We start from the raw sequence: 17,876 nt of genomic DNA, 5'->3' as shown, positions 1-17,876 counted from the left end.
CGTAACCGGGCGCCGCTGACGATTCACTCGTCAACGGTGCCGGGCCTTTCATGAATGCAGGGGGGGTTACTGAATGGCTTCGATGCGCTTGATCAGGTCGGCGTAAGGCGCGCCGTATTTCTCCCGGACCGACGCCGTGGCTTCATAGAAAGGTTTTTTGTCGACGGTGATGAACTCGACGCCGGCGGCCTTGAGTTTTTCTTCGCTGCTGGCGGACTTCGCATCCCACAGTGTGCGTTCCTGGGCCTGTGCGGCTTTGGCGGCTTTTTTCACCAACACTTGCTGGTCGGGGCTGAGTTTTTCCCAGGTGATTTTCGACATCACGATCGGCTCGGGCAGGATCAGGTGCCCGGTCAGGCTGTAGAACTTGGCGTTCTGGTAGTGGTTGTGTTCGAGCAGGGTCGGCGGGTTGTTTTCCGCGCCGTCGATCACCCCGGTCTGCAAGGCACTGAAAATCTCGCCGGTATCCATCGCGATGCCATTGCCGCCCATGGCATTGATGGTGTCGATGAACATCGGGTTGCCCTGCACGCGGATCTTCATGCCTTTGAGGTCGGCGAGGCTGCGAACCGGTTTCTTGGTGTAGATATTGCGTGTGCCGCCGTCCATCCAGGCCAAGGCGACCAGGTTGAATTCGGAGTGGGTGATCTTGTCGAGGATTTCGTCACCGACTTCACCGTCGATGACTTTGCGCATGTGCGCCTGGTCGCGGAACACGAACGGCATGTTGAACACGTTCACGTCCGGCACCACCGGCCCGACGATGCCTAGGCTGACCCGGGCCATCTGAATGGCGCCGACCTGGGCCTGTTCGATGACCTCTTTTTCCGAACCGAGCACACCGCCGGCGAACATCTTGAAAGTCAGTTTGCCGTTGCTGTCGGCCACCAGGGTTTTACCCAGTTGTTCTTCGGCGACCACGGTCGGGTAACCGGCGGGGTGAATGTCGGCGAATTTGATTTCCAGCGCCTGGGCGGCGCTGCTGAGGGTGAAGGTGAGTGCTGCAGTGATGGGAAGTGCGGCGGCGAGCAAGGTGCGTTTGAAATCCATGGGGTGTGTCTCCAGTCTTGTTGTTGTTTTTATTCAAGGCACAGCGATGCAGCAGAGGGGTTACAGCAATTCGTTGAACACCGGCTCGGGCAAGCCTTTGACGCCGGGGTTGAGGGCAAACACGCCGCCGGCCAGCGACTGTTCGTCATGGTCGTCAGCGGGGCGGATCGAGGTCACAAACAGCGTATCGAGCTGGCTGCCACCGAAGGCGCACATGGTCGGTTTCTTCACCGGCACGGGGAGGGAACGATCCAGTCGGCCATCGGGGGTGAAACGGTGAATCAGCCCGGCGTCGTTAGCGCAGATCCAGTAGCAACCTTCGGCATCCACCGCCGCGCCATCGGGGCGGCCGAGGAAGTGATGCATGTCGACGAACAGCCGACGGTTGGACGGCGTGCCGCTGTCGATGTCGTAATCGAAGGCCCAGATCTGCTGCACGTTCGGGTGCGAATCCGAGAGGTACATGGTCTTGCCGTCCGGGCTGAAACCCAGGCCGTTGGGCACGATGAAACCGCTGAGCCGGGCGTCGAGCGGCCCGGGTTGTCCGGCGCTGTAGCGATAGAGCGTGCCGTCGGCGGCGTTGGCGCCCATGTTCTGCACCATGCTGCCGGCCCAGAAACGGCCCTGACGATCACAGCGGCCATCGTTCAGACGCATGTCGGGGCGGGCGTGATCGACGCGGGCCAGCAGTTCGCTGTCGAGGCTGCCATCGTTGTGCGGGTGCAGGTGAAAGAATCCGCTTTCCATGCCGGCGACCCAGCCACCCGCGCTGTGACGAGCGATGCAGGCGAGCATTTGCGGGGCTTTCCAGGCGTGAACGTGCCCGCTGTCGGCATTCCAGCGCTGTAATCCACCGGCCGGAATATCGACCCAGTACAGGGCGTTTTCCTCGGGGACCCACACCGGGCTTTCACCGACCGCATTGCGGGCATCGACAATCAATTCGACTTGCATGGCAACGCATTCCCTTGGCTTTGTTATGTGGGGATTGGCGAAGGCTCAGTCGCCGAACGGCCCGGCCGCGACAAAGGCACCACCCTGATAAACCCGGGCCGGATCATCCTCGGCAGGCATTGGTTGGGCTTCGATTTTTTCGCGGAACACTTCGGACGTGTCCTGTGGCGCAAAACCCAGGTGTGCGGCGAAACGGTTGTCCCACCAGACGCTCTTGTTGGCGGACATGCCGTACACCACGGTGTGGCCGACATTCGGGGTGTACAACGCGCGTTCGAGCAGTTGGGTCATGTCGTCGAAGCTCAGCCAGGTGCTCATCATTCGGCGGTTCTGTGGTTCCGGGAACGAGGAGCCGATGCGGATGCTGACGGTTTCGATGCCATAGCGATCGAAGTAAAAACTGGCCATGTCTTCACCGTAGGACTTGGACAAGCCGTAATAGCTGTCCGGGCGGCGAGGGGAGTGGGCGTCGAGGGTTTCGTCCTGCTTGTAAAAGCCGATGACATGGTTGGAACTGGCGAAAATCACCCGCTTCACACCATGGCGACGAGCCGCTTCGTAGATATGGAACACGCCGCAGATGTTGGCACCGAGGATCTCTTCGAACGGACGCTCCACCGACACGCCGCCGAAGTGCAGGATCGCGTCCACGCCTTCGACCAGTTGATGCACCGCTTGCTTGTCGGCGAGGTCGCACGGCACGACTTCTTCGCGATCATCAATGGCTGGCGCCATGTCGGCGATGTCCGACAGACGGAGGACTTTGGCGTAAGGTCGCAGGCGTTCGCGCAGGACTTTGCCGAGGCCACCGGCGGCGCCGGTCAGGAGCAGGCGATTGAATGGGGATGTGGTCGTCATGTAAATCCCTGAACAGTAAATTGTCGTTATTGGGTTGTTGTAGGTTGTCGTATGACTTGGTCGAAGTATTGTTAGGCTTTCCGGCGCTTGTCAACGCGACTTTGGTTGAAATTGACGGAGGGTCATGTTCATTCATCCCACATGGGATTTATGCCAACCTGAAAAGGTGTCCGCCTTACAACAACGAAATCGGGTAACTGATAAAGATCCTGTTCTCATCGAATTCATTGGTGCTGAAATCGCGGCGGATGGTAGCGTTGCGCCATTTGACGTTGAGGCTCTTCAGCGCACCGCTTTGCACGGTGTAGGCCAGCTCCGATTCGCGGCCCCATTCCTTGCCATCGGTGATCGCTCCGGTGTGCACGTTATCGCCGCTGATGTAGCGGTTCATCAGCGTCAGGCCGGGGATGCCGAGGGCGACGAAGTTGTAGTCGTGGCGCACCTGCCAGGAGCGTTCCTTGGCATTGTCATAGCTGGCGTTGTAGCTGTCGTTAGCCAGCGTGCCGCCGCTGGTGCCGTTGACGCGCATCCAGGCGCTGTCGCCGCTGAGTTTTTGCAGGCCGACATAGAAGGTGTTGCCGCCGTATTTGGCCGAGAGCAGGGCGAACGCGGTTTTGTTATCGAGGTCGCCGGCCAGCGCGCTGCCGTCTTCCTTGCCGATGAAGTAACCGAGGTTGGCACCCAGGGTCCAGTCACCCATGGGCTGGCTATGGCTCAGGTTGAAATACTGCTGCTGATAAATGTCGCTGAGTTCCGCGTACCACACGCCGACCTGAGTACGCTTTTCATTGAACGCATACTCGCCGCCACCAAAGTTGAAGCGGTCGGAGGTGAACGCGCCTCTGCCGCTCATCGACATGTCTTCCATGCTCGCGTCATTGCGCGGGCTGTTGCCGCGAAACTGGCCGCCATAGAGCGTCAGGCCGCTGAGTTCGGTGGAGGTGACCTGGCCGCCGCGAAAGGTTTGCGGCAGCGAGCGACCATCATCGGAGCGCAGGATCGGCAGCACCGGCATCCATTCCCCGACCTTCAATTCGGTTTTCGACACCTTGGCTTTCAGCGCCACACCCAGACGGCCGAAATTGTCGGCGGGGCGGCCGTCATCATGGATCGGCAGCAATTGCGTGCCGCCCGTGCCCTTACCGCCGTCGAGTTTCTGCGAGTACATACCGAGTACATCCACGCCGAAACCGACGGGGCCCTGAGTGAACCCGGATTTGGCGTCGAGGATGAAGTTCTGCGTCCACTCTTCAGCCTTGCCCTGGGCATTGTTCGGGTTGGTGAAGTTGCGATTGATGTAGGCGTTACGCAGGTTCAGCGTGGCCTTGGCGTCATCGACGAAACCTTCGGCCTGGCTGGTCAGGGGCAGGAGGAAGGCCAGGCTGCTGCAACCGATCAGGCTGAGAGTATGGCGACGGACGAAGGTGGGGCGAGGGGTGCTGGCGAAGGAATTACGGGCAAGTCTGCTCACGATAACGCTCCCTTGTTTTTTGTTGTTTTTATTTTTTGTTATACGTCGTCGTACAACATTGGCGGCGATTATTTGCGAGGCTTTAAGGGGATGTCAATCACAAGTTATACGATGACTTCTCCATCAATGTTGACTGTCACCGAGCTGCAAGACCACCGTACGAAGTTTCGTGTTCCCCTGTCGCCCCGATCCAGAGCGGATGCTAGTCTTGATCAACGTTGTTGCCAGGGAGCCCTCATGGGCAATCACAAGATCGAGATTCGTCGCAGTAACGTCGAAAAAATTCTGCTGGGGGCCGAAAAAGTCTTCGCCGAAAAAGGTTTCGGCAGCACCGCCATGGCCGACATCGCCGCCGAAGTACAACTGCCGCGTTCCAACCTGCATTACTACTTCAGCACCAAGAGCGAGCTGTACAGCGCGGTATTGCTGGGTTTGCTGGAGGTCTGGAAGCAGGACGCCTTGTGCTTCGAGATGTTCGATGACCCGCGTGTGGTACTCAGCAGTTACATCCGCGCCAAGATGAACCATTCCCGCAGCCGGCCGTACGGTTCGAAAGTCTGGGCCAACGAAATCATCCACGGTGCGCCGACACTGGGTGAGAAACTGGACGCCAGCCTGTACGACTGGGCCAAGATGAAAGAAGCGAAAATTCGCCAGTGGGTGGAGGACAAACGCATCCTGCCGGTGGAGCCTTCCAGCCTGCTGTACATGATCTGGGCCTCGACCCAGCACTACGCCGACTTCGATCACCAGGTGAATATTCTTAATGATCACCAGCCGCTGTCGGACATGCAGTTCGAGCGGGCGGTGCAGACGGTGACCAGTGTGATCTTGCGGGGGATCGGGTTGGAGCCTTGAGATTTTTGGCGCTATTGCCGGCCTCTTCGCGAGCAAGCCCGCTCCCACATTAAATCTCTAGCGAACACAGTATTTGTGCACGAAGGTGATCCACTGTGGGAGCGGGCTTGCTCGCGAAGGCGTCAGTTCAGGCAACGCAGTCCTCAGACCGCGACATGGTACGGATTCCTCGGATCATGGTTCCAGTCCAGGAACGGCTTGCCGGTATCCATCGGCACCATCTCGATGCAATCCTGCACCGGACACGTGATCTGACACAGATTGCACCCCACACACTCATCATCGATCACTTCATATTTATGCGTCCCGTCCGCCTGCTTAAGGCTGGCAATCGCCTGGTGCGAGGTGTCTTCGCAAGCGATGTGGCACCGACCGCAACCGATACATGCCTGCTGATCAATCTTCGCAATCACCTGGTAGTTGATGTCCAGGTACTTCCAGTCCGTGGTATTGCCCACCGCACGCCCGGAAAACTCCGACACGCTGGCGTAGCCCTGACTGTCCATCCAGCGGGACAAACCGTCCTTCATCTCCTCGACAATCCGGAAACCATGCAGCATCGCCGCCGTGCACACCTGTACCGAACCGCTGCCCAGGGCAATGAATTCCGCCGCATCGCGCCAGCTGCCGATGCCGCCAATGCCAGAGATCGGCAAGCCTTGGGTCTGCGGGTCGCGGGCGATCTCGGCGACCATGTTCAACGCAATCGGCTTCACTGCCGAGCCGCAATAACCACCATGGGTGCTTTGGCTGCCCACGGCTGGGTTGGCGACCATGCGTTCCAGGTTGACGCTGGTGATCGAGTTGATCGTGTTGATCAGCGACACCGCATCGGCCCCGCCCCGGTAAGCGGCACGGGCCGCGACGCGGATGTCGGTGATGTTCGGCGTGAGCTTGACGATCACCGGCAGCGAGCAATAGGTCTTGCACCAGCGGGTGACCTGCTCGACGTATTCCGGCACTTGGCCGACCGCCGCGCCCATACCCCGTTCCGGCATGCCGTGGGGGCAGCCGAAATTCAGTTCGATGCCATCGGCCCCGGTGGCTTCCACCAGCGGCAGAATGTTTTTCCATGACTCTTCGACGCAGGGCACCATCAGCGACACGATCAGCGCGCGATCCGGCCAGTCCTTTTTGACCTGGGTGATTTCCCGCAGGTTGATCTCCAGCGAACGGTCGGTGATCAGTTCAATGTTGTTAAAACCCAGCACCTCCCGATTAGCCCCGAAGTGCGCCGAGTAGCGTGATGACACGTTGACCGCCGCCGGGTCTTCACCCAGGGTTTTCCAGACCACGCCGCCCCAGCCGGCCTCGAATGCGCGAACCACGTTGTAGGCTTTATCGGTCGGCGGCGCAGAGGCCAGCCAGAACGGATTGGGGGCTTTGATGCCGGCGAAGACAATCGAGAGATCGGCCATTTACGCAGCCTCCACGTTGAGCATGAGTTGAGCGTTGATGGCCTCGGCGGCCAGCTTGCCGTGTTGCACGGCCTGCACGGTGAGGTCCTGATCGAGGCTGGTGCAGTCGCCGCCGGCATACACGCCGGGGATGCTGGTGCGCAGCTGTTCGTCGACGAGGATGCGGTCGCCCTGACGCTTGAGTTCACGGGCCAGCGGATCGGCGAGGGCGCTGTTGTCGAAGGTTTGGCCGATGGCTTTGAAGATCGCGTCGGCGGCCAGTTCGAAGGTTTCGCCGGTGGTTTGCAGACGACCTTCCACCAACCGGGTGCGGGCGAAGCGCATGCCGCGCACCTGGCCCTTATCGTCGAGCAGCACCTCTTGCGGTTGCGCCCAGGTCAGCAGCCGCACCTGATTGGCCTTGGCGATGTCCTGTTCGTGACCGGTGGCGCCCATGTCCGGGGCGCCGCGGCGGTACACCAGATTCACGTCGCGAGCGCCGAGACGGGCCATTTGCACGGCCATGTCGATGGCGGTGTTGCCGGCACCAAGGACAATGCAGTGCTCGGCCAGTGGCAGTTGCGTCAGGTCATCGGCCTGACGCAGTTCGCGGATGTAGTCGGTGGCGGCGAGCAGGCCGGGGGCATCCTCATGGGCTAGCCCCAGCTGTTTGCTGGCGGCCAGACCAAGGCCGAGGAACACCGCATCGAATTGCTGATGCAGTTCGCTGAGGGTCAGGTTGTCGCCGAGTTTCTGGCCGTGGCGGATTTCGATCCCGCCAATCCCCATCAGGAATTCAAGTTCCTTCTGCGCGTAATCGTCCACCAGTTTGTACTTGGCGATTCCGTATTCGTTGAGGCCGCCAGCCTTTTCCCGCGCCTCGAAAATCACCACGTCATGGCCGTGCATGGCGCTGCGGTGCGCACACGACAAACCCGCCGGGCCGGCACCGACCACGGCGATGCGCTTGCCGGTCGAGGCGGCACGCTGGAACGGGTGTTCGCTGAAATGGGCATTGTCCACGGCATAGCGTTGCAACAGGCCGATCAGCACCGGCGCGCATTCCTGGGCGTTGTTGCGCACGCAGGCCTGCTGGCAAAGAATCTCCGTCGGGCAGACCCGGGCGCAACTGCCGCCGAGGATATTCGCCGAGAGGATTTTCTGCGCGGCGCCCTGAACGTTTTCCTGATGGATATTGCGGATGAACGATGGAATATCGATGTCGCTCGGACAGGCATTCACACACGGCGCGTCGTAGCAATACAGACAACGCGAGGCTTCCAGATGGGCCTGACGGTCGTTGAGCGGCGGCGCCAGATCGGAGAAATGGCCGGCGAGGGCGGCCGCGTCCTCATGGGGATGCGGGAGGTGGTTCAAGGTCTTGATCACGGTGTTGGCCTCACGGTTATTTGAGGTGCTGCCTCTGATGGGCATTGGTTTTTTTGTTGTCTGGGCCGGCCTCTTCGCGGGCAAGCCTCGCTCCTACAGGGGGATGCATTCCAAATGTAGGAGCGAGGCTTGCCCGCGAAGGCCGAAGGCCTCGATCTCAGCGTTTCACCGCAACCGGCCTGCACAGCTCAGCCCGCTTGCTCAGCAAATCAAACACCGCCGGATACGCCGGCCGTTCGACATACCGACCGGCACCACGCTCGGCGCGCAAATCACCATCGGCCCACACCACTCGGCCCTGGCTGACGGTGTGGCTCGGCACGCCACGCACGGTCTTGCCTTCAAAAATATTGAAGTCGACTTGCTGGTGATGGGTCTTGGCTGAAATCGTCCGCGTACCTTCCGGATCCCAGAGCACCAGATCCGCATCGGCGCCAACGCGGATTGCCCCTTTGCGCGGATAGAGGTTGAAGATCTTCGCGGTGTTGGTAGAGGTGAGGGCAACGAAGTGCTGCATCGACAAACGCCCGGTATTCACCCCTTCATCCCAGAGCACCGCCATGCGGTCTTCGATACCGGCGGTGCCGTTCGGGATTTTGCTGAAGTCGTCACGACCGGCGGCTTTTTGTTCGGCGCAGAAGCAGCAGTGGTCGGTGGCGGTGGTGTGTAGGTTGCCCGCTTGCAGGCCGTGCCAAAGCGCCTCTTGATGGCCGCGAGGACGGAAGGGTGGGCTCATCACGTAACCGGCGGCGGTCTGCCAGTCCGGGTGTTGGTAAACGCTGTCGTCCAATAGCAGATGCCCGGCCAGCACTTCGCCGTAGACCGGTTGGCCCTTGGCGCGGGCGTAGGTGATTTCGTCGAGGGCTTCCTTGGTCGAGACATGCACCAGGTACAGCGGCGTGCCGAGGGTTTCGGCAATGCGGATCGCCCGGCTCGCGGCTTCACCTTCCACCTGCGAAGGCCGCGACAGCGGATGTGCTTCCGGCCCGGTCATGCCCTGGGCCATCAATTTGCGTTGCAGGTGATAGACCAGCTCGCCGTTTTCCGCGTGTACGGTCGGCACGGCGCCCAATTCCAGACAACGCTCGAAACTCGCCACCAGCGTATCGTCGGCGGCCATGATCGCGTTCTTGTAGGCCATGAAGTGCTTGAAACTGTTGACCCCGTGGTGGCTGACCAGCTCGGCCATTTCCTCGCGGACCTGTTCGCTCCACCAGGTGATCGCGACATGGAAACCGTAATCCGACGCCGATTTCTCCGCCCAGCCGCGCCATTGATGAAACGCCTCCATCAACGATTGCTGCGGGTTGGGAATCACGAAGTCGATGATCGAGGTGGTACCGCCGGCAAGCCCCGCTGCGGTGCCGCTGAAGAAGTCCTCGCTGGCCACCGTGCCCATGAAGGGCAACTGCATATGAGTGTGCGGATCGATGCCGCCGGGCATCAGGTATTGGCCGCTGCCATCGAGCACTTCGGCATCGGTGGGAACATCGAGGTTTTCACCGATGGCTTTGATCACGCCGTCGGCGCAATAGACGTCGGCGCGATAACTTTCATCATGGGTAATAACGGTGGCGCCACGGATCAACAGAGACATTCCGAGTTCCTCGCAGGCATTGACCGACTGATGCCGGTTCTAAATGTTTTATATGAAGCAGACGCCAATCGGTGTATTCCTGTCAGCGCTGTCAAGAATAGACGCTAGCTGCAGTTTGTGGATTGAGCAAGAATATTTTTTATAAGCTTATTTCTATTTTAACTAATTGAAAAATAACGATAAAAACTGAAAATCACCAAAATGGTGAGGCCTCTCACCATTTTGACGCACTTGACAGGTTCGAAATATGGTCAAGATTTTCTATGTGAAATCAGCCGCTTGAGGATGGTCTATGGTTGATGCGCAATCTTTCAAAAAAGATCGACGCACCAGATTGAGTCCTGACTGTTCGGACAACTTGCCTGACATTCGGCCTGAGTGGCATGGCAACACACCGCGGATTCAATAGTTGGATAAATAAAGCTGATTAACATCAGTTGGTTAGCGAAATTTCATGGCTCTGCCCGATGCGTAAGCGGGGCACCCGGCACGTTTATTGATGCCGCCGCTGACACCTTGGCCGGTCCATGAAAGTTGTCAGTTTCTCCGGCCATCGTCGGGCTTGCGCACTTTGCGCCAGCCCCTGATGAGCAAAAATAATCAAAAGAACAGTGGAGCGGCCATGCAACAGATCAGATCGCAAGTGACCGAGCGCGACGGCTTGTTTGAGCTCGAAGCCGGCAGCGACGTGCTTGACAGTCCCCGTTACAACCACGACATGGCACCGACCAAGGTGCGCGAACGAACCTGGAACAAATGGCACATCACCGCGTTATGGGTCGGCATGGCGATCTGCGTGCCGACCTACACCCTCGGCGGCGTGCTCACCGCTTATTTCGGCCTGAGCGTCGGTGAAGCGCTGCTGGCGATTCTGTTTGCCAACATCATCGTGCTGATCCCGCTGACCCTGAACGCCTTCCCCGGCACCAAGTACGGCATTCCGTTTCCGGTGTTGCTGCGCTCATCCTTCGGCATCCTCGGTTCCAACATTCCGTGTCTGATTCGTGCCCTGGTGGCCTGCGGCTGGTTCGGCATCCAGACGATGTTCGGCGGGCTGGCGATTCACCTGTTTCTCGGTTCGGTGTTCGATGGCTGGAAAGCCCTCGGCGGCACCGGTGAAGTGATCGGCTTCATGCTGTTCTGGGCCTTGAACCTGTGGGTGGTGATTCGCGGCGCGGACTCGATCAAATGGCTGGAAACCCTCTCGGCGCCGTTGTTGGTGCTGGTGGGCGTGGGGCTGCTGGTGTGGGCGATGCCGAACGTATCGATGACTGAATTGATGGCGATCCCGGCCAAGCGTCCGGAAGGGGCCAGTGTGGTCAGTTACTTTGCCGCCGGGCTCACCGCGATGGTCGGGTTCTGGGCCACCTTGTCGCTGAACATTCCAGACTTCAGCCGCTACGCGAAAAGCCAGAAGGATCAGATCGTCGGGCAGATTATCGGCTTGCCCCTGACCATGTTCCTGTTCGCCTCCCTTGGAGTGGTGATGACAGCCGCTTCGGTAAAACTGGTGGGCGTCACTGTCTCTGATCCGGTCACCCTGATCGGCCATATCCAGAGCCCGGTGTGGGTCGCCCTGGCCATGGCGCTGATCATCATCGCCACGTTGTCGACCAACACCGCGGCCAACATTGTTTCGCCGACCAATGACTTCCAGAACGTCGCGCCCAAGGTCATCAACCGCACCAAAGCGGTGATGCTCACGGGTTTGGTCGGGTTGGCGCTGATGGCTCATGAATTGTTGAAAAAACTGGGGCTGATCGTCTCGGATTTGAGCCTGGAGACGGTGTATTCCAACTGGTTGCTGGGCTATTCAAGCCTGCTGGGCCCGATAGCCGGGATCATGGTGGTGGACTATTTCCTGATCAAGAAACAGCAACTGGATTTGGCCGGACTTTACCGCGATGACGTTTATCCGGCGTGGAACTGGTTCGGTTTTATCGCGTTCGGCGTGCCGGTGGCGTTGACGCTGCTGTCGCTGGGCAGCGATGCGTTCAGCTGGTTCTACAGCTACGGCTGGTTCACTGGCTCGGCCCTTGGTGGGTTGATTTATTACGGGTTGAGCGTGATGCGGCCGAGTCCTACTGCTGTGAAATCGGCGGTGTGAGGGATGGCCTCTTCGCGAGCAAGCCCGCTCCCACATTTGGAATGCATTCCCCTGTGGGAGCGGGCTTGCTCGCGAAGGCGGCCTCAAAGACACCAAAAATTCGCCTGAAGAAACCCTATAACAACTGCCTGAGGAGATCACCATGAACGCTGCCATAGACGTTCTGCAGTCCACCCATCAGCACATCAACCGCGACCGTCTGTGGCAGTCGCTCATGGACCTGGCCAAACTCGGTGCCACGGTCAAGGGCGGCGTCTGCCGGCTGGCCCTGACCGACCTCGACCGCCAGGCCCGGGACATCTTCGTGAACTGGTGCGAGGAAGCCGGCTGCACCGTCAGCATTGACGCCGTCGGCAATATCTTCGCCCGTCGGCCTGGCCGCAATCCGAATCTGCCGCCGGTAATGACCGGCAGCCACATCGACACCCAACCCACTGGCGGCAAGTTCGACGGCTGCTTCGGCGTGCTGGCCGGGGTCGAAGTCTTGCGCACCCTCAATGACCTGGGTGTGGAAACCGAAGCGCCGCTGGAAGTGGTGGTCTGGACCAACGAAGAAGGCTCGCGCTTCGCTCCCTGCATGATGGGCTCCGGCGTGTTCGCGGAAAAATTCACCCTCGAAGAAACCCTGGCCAAGGTCGATGCCGAGGGCGTGACCGTCGGCGAAGCCCTGAACGCCATTGGCTATGCCGGACCGCGCAAGGTCAGCGGCCATGCCGTAGGCGCGTATTTCGAAGCTCACATCGAGCAAGGCCCGATTCTTGAGGATGAGCGCAAAACCATCGGTGTCGTGATGGGCGCCCTCGGGCAGAAATGGTTCGACCTGAAACTGCGCGGCGTCGAAGCCCATGCCGGTCCGACGCCGATGCACCTGCGCAAGGACGCTCTGGTCGGCGCCTCGGTGATCGTCGGCGCGGTCAATCGCGCCGCCCTCGGCCATCAACCCCACGCCTGCGGCACCGTCGGCTGCCTGCAAGCCTACCCCGGCTCGCGCAACGTGATTCCTGGCGAAGTGCGCATGACCCTGGATTTTCGTCATCTGGAGCCGGCGCGACTCGATTCAATGATCGCCGAAGTTCGCGAAGTCATCGAAACCACCTGCGAGGAACACGGCCTGACGTTCGAACTGACCCCCACCGCCGACTTCCCGCCGCTGTACTTCGACAAGGGTTGCGTCGAAGCGGTACGCGGCGCGGCGCAAGGGTTGGGTTTATCGCACATGGACATCGTCAGCGGTGCAGGGCACGACGCGATCTTCCTCGCCGAACTTGGCCCGGCCGGGATGATCTTCGTGCCCTGCGAGGGCGGCATCAGCCACAACGAAATCGAAAACGCCGCGCCGGATGACCTCGCCGCCGGGTGTGCGGTGTTGTTGCGGGCAATGCTGGCGGCTTCGGAGGCGATTGCCAGTGGCAAGCAAGCGGCTTGAGGCATCGGTTGTTCGATAGCCTCATTGTGTTGGCGGGATGCTCAACGGCGGGTTTGCAACGCTTTGAACATCAGCATCCCCGCCAGCATGGCGATGACGAAAACCCAGGCCTGCCAGTGGCCCGTTGGTAGCAACACCAGCGCCGGGCCGGGACAGATGCCGGCAATGCCCCAACCGACTCCGAATAGCAGGCTGCCACCGATCAGGCGCCGATCCAGCTCACGGCTGATTGGCAACTGCATAGGCGCCCCCAACAAGGACGTTGGTTGTTTCATGGCCCAATGAAACGGCCCCCAGGCCACGGCAATGGCCCCGATCATGACCAGCGCCAGGGAGGGATCCCACACACCGGTAATGTCCAGAAAGCCCAGTACTTTGGCCGGGTTTGCCATGCCGGCCAGCAACAGGCCGATGCCAAACAGCAGGCCGGCGAGGAAAGCGGTCAGTTTGCGCATGTTCAATACCCCAGCTGATGACGCAGGACGAACACCGTCACGAAGCCGGCGAACATGAAGCTTAAGGTGGCGGCAATGGAGCGCGGTGACAGGCGCGAGATACCGCACACGCCGTGGCCACTGGTGCATCCGGAGCCATAACGAGTGCCGACGCCGACGCACAATCCGGCAATGATCAGACCCACGGCACCGGTTTTGAATTCGATGGCCGGCCACACATGAAACAACGCCCACAACAACGGCGCGGCCAATAGTCCGAGCAGGAATAGAGCTTTTTCGCCCCGTCCCGAATCATTACCCTCAAGCAGACTGCCTAGCAGCCCGCTGATCCCGGCAACGCGTCCGTTGGCCACTACCATGACGCTGGCGGCCAGGCCGATCAGCGCTCCGCCCGCGAGGGCGGACCAGGGGGTGAAATGCAGAGAATCAAACGTCATGGCAACTCTCCAGATAGGCAAAGAGCGGCACTAAAGCACTCTTTCCGTATTGGGCATAGGGCTACTTTGGGAGGGCAGCTTCTGTCGGGCTTTGCACTATCCCAACCGCCCGCGGTCGTAATCTTCATAGTGCGGCGCATGACTGCCGCCGCAATCGTGGAGTTCCAATGAGCCAGGACGTCCTGACCACCGAAACCAATCGCCGCCAGTTGCAGCAGATCATCGCCGGCCTGTCCGACGGGGTGATTCTGCTGGAGCTCGACCAGACGATCCTCTGGGCCAACGACGCCGCGCTGACCATGCACGGTGTCAGTCGGATCGGTGAGCTGGGGGCCAATGCCAAGGAGTACGCGAAGCGGTTTGCCTTGCGCTATCGCAACAATCACCCGGTGGCGACGGAGAATTATCCGATCAGCCGCGTTGCCCGCGGCGAGATGTTCAACGATGTACTGGTTGAATTGACGCCAGTCGAAAACGACGAGCGCACCTGGGTCCATAGCGTGCGCAGCATGGTGCTGGCCGACCATGCCGGCGAGCCGGAGTCGTTGGTGCTGATCATGAATGACGTCACCGAATGGGCCAGCGCCGAGCAGCGTTTCGAAAAGACCTTCAATGCCAACCCGGCCCCGGCGGTGATCTGTCGCCTCAGCGATTTGCGTTACATCAAAGTCAACCAGGGCTTCCTGGACATGACCGGTTATGCCCGCGATCAGGTGATCGGCGCTTCGACCTATGAGCTGGATGTGCTGGAGCGCGCTGAAAACAAGGACCTGGCCAAGCAGCGTTTGCGTGATGGGGCAACCATTCCGCAGATGCAGGCCGAACTGCAATTGCCCGACGGTGGCAGCAAACAGGTAATCGTTGCCGGGCAACCGCTGGAGCTCAACGACGAAGCTTGCATGCTGTTTTCCTTTGTCGACATGGAACTGCGGCACAAGGCTGAAATAGCCCTGCGCCAGAGTGAGGAACGGTTTGCCAAAGCCTTTCGCCTCACCCCGGTGCCGATCCTGGTGTGCAGCGCCGACGATCAAGTGGTGATGGATGTCAACGAAGCGTTTCTCGATACCCTCGAGTGCCCGAGTGAAGAGGTGCTCGGCAAGACCGTGGCGCAACTCGGTTTCATCGATGACGCAGGCGCTCGCACGCGACTGTTTGCGGCCCTGGAGAAAACCGGGAGTGTGGATCGCATCGATGTCAGGGTACGCCGCAAGGATGCCGGGCTGATCGATTGCGCCGTCTCGGCAGACACCGTGAACATTCAGGGTGGCACTTGCTACCTGCTGGTGTTGATGGACATTACGGAGCGCAAACGCACCGAGCTGGAACTGGTGTCAGCCATTGAAGAGGTGATGAAAGATGCCTCCTGGTTCAGCCGCACGCTGATCGAAAAACTCGCCAACGTGAAGAACGTCAATTCACCGCAGTTGCCCACTGTGTCGTTCACCGAACTGACCGCGCGAGAGCGCGATGTGCTCGGCTTGATCTGTGAAGGCCTGGCCGACAAGGAAATCGCCGCACGCCTGAAACTGGCGCCTAATACGGTGCGCAATCATGTTTCGACGGTGTATTCCAAACTCGACGTGCACAGCCGCAGCGAGGCGATTGTATGGGCTCGCGAACGGGGTCTGTTCTCCAGCGAGAGGCGGCCCAAGGGGCGACGTTAAGATGCAAATGCACTAGTTGTGATGGTGCAATTTGATGTTCTGCTCAGGGGCTGGTTTTTCTAGTCTGTGAGGGTGCGATACGTGACTTCGGGTCGGTATCGCATTTTCTTCAATGCAGCTAAAGGAACAGCCACATGGGTGCGAACAGTTCAAGCGTGGAGTCGATTTCAGGTCGTCGCCAAGGTGAATCGGGATGAATCATCTGGCGCAATTGCGTATGCAACTGGAGCGGAGTTTTTCGCCGTTGGCCTGTGAGTGCGCGCTCACCGGGGATAATTCGTTGACGGTGAAGCTATATCATCCGGCGACGGGGCAGGTGGATCTGGTGGTCAGCGGGTTGAGCATGGCGAATCTCAGGACGCCGGAGGCGTTGACGGCGTTGATTGAAGAGTTGCGATACGAGCTTGAGAACATTGGTCTGCATCGGTCCAGTGCGATGTAGGCGCTGGCCAGTAATTCGTGTCTCACGGATGTACTGTAGGAGCGAGGCTTGCCCGCGAAGACGGCCTTATAGCCTATAAATTTCCCGCTGATGTACGCGGTTCAAACGGTGGGAGCGAGCCTGCTCGCGATAGCTATTTGTCAGGCAATCGGGATTTTTGATGGTGTGCATATCCATTCCTGCGATAACGGCCAGTCTATCCGCTGTTTTTCTGGCATTGGCGGGTGGCTGGGCTATAAGGAATGCGAGGTATTTCTTTTCTGTGACGGGGCCGCAGGTAGGCGGTGTGGTTTTTGTGTCGCGGAAAATGTCGATTACTTACCGCGGGTCAACCTATGAACAGTCTTGGGATACGTATTTTTTCGCCACTGTCGCTCGTACTCTGCGCGGCGATTCTGGGTGGATGTGCCAGTCCGCCACCTCCACCACCCGCTGCGCCGCCACCACCACCGGTTCGTACCTGTCAGACCTCCGAAAACACCGATGTGCAGGGTGATATGAGGGCAGAAGGGCAGGTGACGCGGACCACGACCCTGACCCGTTGCGTCACTCAGTAAGTTTGCTCCGGTTAATGGCGTTTACCGCCAGTGGCCCTCTGCGACTGGCGGGTGTCGCCCGAGCGGCGTTTCAGACTTCCTCGATCCTGACCCAACGCGATTCGTGGGCCGCCAAACGAATCGCTGTCGCCAGGCGTTCGACTTCCCATGCCTGCTCGAAATCTGTCCCGTCCTGACCGAGGCCGGCCAGCGCCATCACCAACTCATGCACTTCCAGAGTCTTGAGTTCGTTGTAACCCAACTGATGCCCCGGTGCCGGGCTGAAAGCGGCATAACCCGGTAAATCCGGCCCTGCCAATAGCCGTTGAAAACCGCCTTGCCCTGCGCGAAACATCCGCAGTTCATTCAAGCGCTCCTGATCGAACGCCAGGGTGCCCCGGGTGCCGCTGATTTCAAAACTCAGGTGATTCTTGTAACCGTGTTTGAGCCAACTGCTGCTGAACGTCCCGCGCGCGCCGTTGGCGAACCGCAGCAACGCGTGGACCTGATCGTCAACCGCGACCTCGCGTCGTTCCTGACCGCCCAACGTAACGGGGCGTTGCGCATGAACGGTCTGGGTATCCGCGCACACCGCCTGAATATCGCCCAGCAGATGACGAGCCATGGCCAGCAAGTGACTGCCCAGGTCCGCCAAGGCACCGCCGGCGTAATCGGCGTCACAGCGCCAGGACCAGGGTGAAACGGGATCGGCCATGAAGTCTTCGCTGAATTCGCCCTGGAAACTGATGATCTGTCCCAACGCTCCGCTTTGAATCAAATCCCGAGCGAGGCCGATGATCGGATTGTGCTGGTAGTTGTAGCCGACCCGCGTCACCACGCCCGCAGCTTTAGCGGCCAGACGCATGGCGCTGGCCTGTTCGAGGTTCACCGCCAGCGGTTTTTCGCAGTACACCGGCTTGCCGGCGGCGAGGGCGGCCATGGCCATGGGGTAGTGCAAATGATTGGGGGTGGTGATGGCGATCAGATTGACCTTGGGGTCGTTGATCAGCTGTTGCCAGTCACTGTGAGCGGCATCGAAGCCCCACGCGTCGGCGCAATGTCGGGCTCGCTGCGGATCGGCGTCGGCGAGGGCGGCGAGTTTGAGCTTCAGCGGCAATTCAAAAACGGCGCTGACGTTGCGAAAGGCCAAGGCGTGGGCGCGGCCCATGAAACCTGTGCCGATAAGTCCGATACCGAGTTCGCGCATAGCCGGGGTCCTTTGGGTTTTTATTTTC

At 59.8% G+C, this 17,876-nt stretch carries 15 protein-coding genes; 5 read left to right on the top strand and 10 right to left on the bottom strand.

The genetic code is table 11. The features are described from left to right. Positions 1–66: 66 nt before the first annotated feature. The 4 genes from KW837_RS13440 to KW837_RS13425 all read right to left on the bottom strand — a co-directional run bounded on the left by KW837_RS13440 (position 67) and on the right by KW837_RS13425 (position 4,333). On the bottom strand, positions 67–1,050 hold the full coding sequence (locus KW837_RS13440) for a TRAP transporter substrate-binding protein (protein ID WP_218396361.1): 984 nt from the start codon (positions 1,048–1,050) through the stop codon (positions 67–69). Positions 1,051–1,110: 60 nt separating this feature from the next. Further along, positions 1,111–2,004, bottom strand: coding sequence for an SMP-30/gluconolactonase/LRE family protein (locus tag KW837_RS13435; protein ID WP_218396359.1), 894 nt, complete (start codon positions 2,002–2,004; stop codon positions 1,111–1,113). Positions 2,005–2,049: 45 nt separating this feature from the next. Beyond that, the gene (locus KW837_RS13430; RefSeq protein WP_218396357.1) at positions 2,050–2,862 is read right to left on the bottom strand and encodes an NAD(P)-dependent oxidoreductase; all 813 of its coding nucleotides are present in this window, start codon (positions 2,860–2,862) and stop codon (positions 2,050–2,052) included. A 175-nt stretch (positions 2,863–3,037) separates the two neighbouring features. Further along, the gene (locus tag KW837_RS13425; protein ID WP_218396355.1) at positions 3,038–4,333 is read right to left on the bottom strand and encodes an OprD family porin; all 1,296 of its coding nucleotides are present in this window, start codon (positions 4,331–4,333) and stop codon (positions 3,038–3,040) included. Positions 4,334–4,570: 237 nt separating this feature from the next. On the opposite strand from KW837_RS13425, the gene KW837_RS13420 reads away from it, so the two are divergent. Continuing rightward, positions 4,571–5,191, top strand: a complete 621-nt coding sequence (locus KW837_RS13420; protein ID WP_007899508.1) for a TetR/AcrR family transcriptional regulator — start codon at positions 4,571–4,573, stop codon at positions 5,189–5,191. A 143-nt stretch (positions 5,192–5,334) separates the two neighbouring features. Here the strand turns inward: KW837_RS13420 and preA are convergent, their stop codons facing one another. The 3 genes from preA to hydA all read right to left on the bottom strand — a co-directional run bounded on the left by preA (position 5,335) and on the right by hydA (position 9,574). Continuing rightward, entirely contained in the window at positions 5,335–6,609 is a 1,275-nt protein-coding gene (preA, locus tag KW837_RS13415) for an NAD-dependent dihydropyrimidine dehydrogenase subunit PreA (RefSeq protein WP_218396353.1), read from the bottom strand. Further along, the gene (locus tag KW837_RS13410) at positions 6,610–7,977 is read right to left on the bottom strand and encodes an NAD(P)-dependent oxidoreductase (protein ID WP_218396746.1); all 1,368 of its coding nucleotides are present in this window, start codon (positions 7,975–7,977) and stop codon (positions 6,610–6,612) included. Positions 7,978–8,134: 157 nt separating this feature from the next. Beyond that, positions 8,135–9,574 (bottom strand): dihydropyrimidinase, encoded by a 1,440-nt coding sequence (gene hydA, locus KW837_RS13405; protein WP_218396351.1) that lies wholly within the window; start codon positions 9,572–9,574, stop codon positions 8,135–8,137. A gap of 622 nt (positions 9,575–10,196) precedes the next feature. Between hydA and KW837_RS13400 the strand changes: the two genes are divergently transcribed. Together KW837_RS13400 and KW837_RS13395 are read left to right on the top strand one after the other, a co-directional pair. Next, positions 10,197–11,681 (top strand): NCS1 family nucleobase:cation symporter-1, encoded by a 1,485-nt coding sequence (locus KW837_RS13400; RefSeq protein ID WP_218396349.1) that lies wholly within the window; start codon positions 10,197–10,199, stop codon positions 11,679–11,681. Positions 11,682–11,823: 142 nt separating this feature from the next. Beyond that, positions 11,824–13,107, top strand: coding sequence for a Zn-dependent hydrolase (locus KW837_RS13395; protein ID WP_218396347.1), 1,284 nt, complete (start codon positions 11,824–11,826; stop codon positions 13,105–13,107). A gap of 41 nt (positions 13,108–13,148) precedes the next feature. Here KW837_RS13395 and KW837_RS13390 read toward each other — a convergent pair whose 3' ends face one another. Both KW837_RS13390 and KW837_RS13385 read right to left on the bottom strand, forming a co-directional pair. After that, on the bottom strand, positions 13,149–13,562 hold the full coding sequence (locus KW837_RS13390; protein WP_052964169.1) for a DUF6691 family protein: 414 nt from the start codon (positions 13,560–13,562) through the stop codon (positions 13,149–13,151). Positions 13,563–13,564: 2 nt separating this feature from the next. Continuing rightward, positions 13,565–13,999, bottom strand: coding sequence for a YeeE/YedE family protein (locus tag KW837_RS13385; protein ID WP_218396344.1), 435 nt, complete (start codon positions 13,997–13,999; stop codon positions 13,565–13,567). Between the two features lie 167 nt (positions 14,000–14,166). On the opposite strand from KW837_RS13385, the gene KW837_RS13380 reads away from it, so the two are divergent. Then, complete coding sequence (locus KW837_RS13380; protein WP_218396340.1) at positions 14,167–15,663, top strand: helix-turn-helix transcriptional regulator; 1,497 nt, start codon at positions 14,167–14,169, stop codon at positions 15,661–15,663. Positions 15,664–15,856: 193 nt separating this feature from the next. Next, entirely contained in the window at positions 15,857–16,105 is a 249-nt protein-coding gene (locus KW837_RS13375) for a DUF1652 domain-containing protein (protein WP_218396338.1), read from the top strand. Between the two features lie 627 nt (positions 16,106–16,732). On the opposite strand, the gene KW837_RS13370 is transcribed toward KW837_RS13375, so the two are convergent. Next, positions 16,733–17,848 carry a Gfo/Idh/MocA family protein gene (locus tag KW837_RS13370; RefSeq protein ID WP_218396336.1) on the bottom strand — a complete coding sequence of 372 codons (1,116 nt, stop codon included), beginning with the start codon at positions 17,846–17,848 and terminating at the stop codon, positions 16,733–16,735. Positions 17,849–17,876: the final 28 nt, after the last annotated feature.

The organism is Pseudomonas sp. PDM24 (genome assembly GCF_019218905.1).
Classification (GTDB): Bacteria; Pseudomonadota; Gammaproteobacteria; order Pseudomonadales; family Pseudomonadaceae; genus Aquipseudomonas.
Note: the sequence above shows the minus strand (reverse complement) of the source record. Positions and strands in the feature narration are given on the sequence as shown.

Bases quoted from the DNA above. Each gene is read 5' to 3' on its own strand.
- KW837_RS13440 (WP_218396361.1), bottom strand. From the start codon at position 1,050: ATGGATTTCAAACGCACCTTGCTCGCCGCCGCACTTCCCATCACTGCA.
- KW837_RS13435 (WP_218396359.1), bottom strand. From the start codon at position 2,004: ATGCAAGTCGAATTGATTGTCGATGCCCGCAATGCGGTCGGTGAAAGC.
- KW837_RS13430 (WP_218396357.1), bottom strand. From the start codon at position 2,862: ATGACGACCACATCCCCATTCAATCGCCTGCTCCTGACCGGCGCCGCC.
- KW837_RS13420 (WP_007899508.1), top strand. From the start codon at position 4,571: ATGGGCAATCACAAGATCGAGATTCGTCGCAGTAACGTCGAAAAAATT.
- preA (WP_218396353.1), bottom strand. From the start codon at position 6,609: ATGGCCGATCTCTCGATTGTCTTCGCCGGCATCAAAGCCCCCAATCCG.
- hydA (WP_218396351.1), bottom strand. From the start codon at position 9,574: ATGTCTCTGTTGATCCGTGGCGCCACCGTTATTACCCATGATGAAAGT.
- KW837_RS13400 (WP_218396349.1), top strand. From the start codon at position 10,197: ATGCAACAGATCAGATCGCAAGTGACCGAGCGCGACGGCTTGTTTGAG.
- KW837_RS13395 (WP_218396347.1), top strand. From the start codon at position 11,824: ATGAACGCTGCCATAGACGTTCTGCAGTCCACCCATCAGCACATCAAC.
- KW837_RS13390 (WP_052964169.1), bottom strand. From the start codon at position 13,562: ATGCGCAAACTGACCGCTTTCCTCGCCGGCCTGCTGTTTGGCATCGGC.
- KW837_RS13385 (WP_218396344.1), bottom strand. From the start codon at position 13,999: ATGACGTTTGATTCTCTGCATTTCACCCCCTGGTCCGCCCTCGCGGGC.
- KW837_RS13380 (WP_218396340.1), top strand. From the start codon at position 14,167: ATGAGCCAGGACGTCCTGACCACCGAAACCAATCGCCGCCAGTTGCAG.
- KW837_RS13375 (WP_218396338.1), top strand. From the start codon at position 15,857: ATGAATCATCTGGCGCAATTGCGTATGCAACTGGAGCGGAGTTTTTCG.
- KW837_RS13370 (WP_218396336.1), bottom strand. From the start codon at position 17,848: ATGCGCGAACTCGGTATCGGACTTATCGGCACAGGTTTCATGGGCCGC.